The following is a 1,047-nucleotide window of genomic DNA, read 5'->3' as shown; positions in this document are numbered from 1 at the left end:
CCCTCTTTTCCAGCCGCTACTCACTCAAACATATCTTGTTGTTTCTGGTGGCGTTGTGCGTCATTGGCAACGCCATGTTCACGCTCTCTTCGTCTTACCTGATGCTCGCCATTGGTCGGCTGGTTTCCGGCTTTCCGCATGGTGCATTTTTTGGCGTCGGAGCGATCGTGTTATCGAAAATTATCAAACCCGGCAAAGTCACCGCCGCCGTGGCGGGGATGGTTTCCGGGATGACAGTCGCCAATCTGCTGGGCATTCCGCTGGGAACGTATTTAAGTCAGGAATTTAGCTGGCGTTACACCTTTTTATTGATCGCTGTTTTTAATATTGCGGTGATGGCATCGGTCTATTTTTGGGTGCCGGATATTCGCGACGAGGCGAAAGGAAAGCTGCGCGAACAATTTCACTTTTTGCGTAGCCCCGCACCGTGGTTAATTTTTGCCGCCACGATGTTTGGCAATGCCGGTGTATTTGCCTGGTTCAGCTACGTAAAACCTTACATGATGTTTATCTCCGGTTTTTCGGAAACGGCGATGACGTTTATTATGATGTTAGTTGGGCTGGGGATGGTTCTGGGAAATATTCTAAGTGGACGTATTTCAGGACGTTACTCGCCTTTGCGTATTGCAGCAGTAACTGACTTCATTATTGTGCTGGCGTTGCTCATGCTTTTTTTCTTCGGCGGCATGAAAACAACGTCGCTTATTTTTGCTTTTATTTGTTGCGCAGGGTTATTTGCCCTTTCGGCACCGCTGCAAATATTGTTACTGCAAAATGCCAAAGGCGGAGAATTATTAGGTGCCGCAGGCGGGCAAATAGCGTTTAACCTCGGCAGCGCCGTCGGCGCATATTGCGGTGGTATGATGCTGACGCTGGGGCTGGCATATAATTATGTGGCGCTGCCTGCTGCCCTGCTCTCGTTTGCAGCGATGTCTTCGTTGCTGCTGTATGGTCGCTATAAGCGCCAGCAAGTGGCGGACAGTCCGGTGCTGGCGAAACCACTGGGTAAGTTGCACTAACGGTGCGCGTTGTTTATTGCCGGATGCG

The 1,047-nt window shown here is 50.4% G+C and carries 1 protein-coding gene; it reads left to right on the top strand.

Going from position 1 to position 1,047, the window contains the following annotated elements; all coding sequences use genetic code 11:
• A partial coding sequence (araJ, locus tag EQY_RS0122845) for an MFS transporter AraJ (RefSeq protein ID WP_000652415.1) occupies nt 1–1,019 on the top strand: 1,019 nt, incomplete at its 5' end.
• Nucleotides 1,020–1,047: the final 28 nt, after the last annotated feature.

This window comes from Escherichia sp. TW14182 (assembly GCF_000208525.1).
GTDB lineage: Bacteria > Pseudomonadota > Gammaproteobacteria > Enterobacterales > Enterobacteriaceae > Escherichia > Escherichia ruysiae.
Note: the sequence above shows the minus strand (reverse complement) of the source record. Positions and strands in the feature narration are given on the sequence as shown.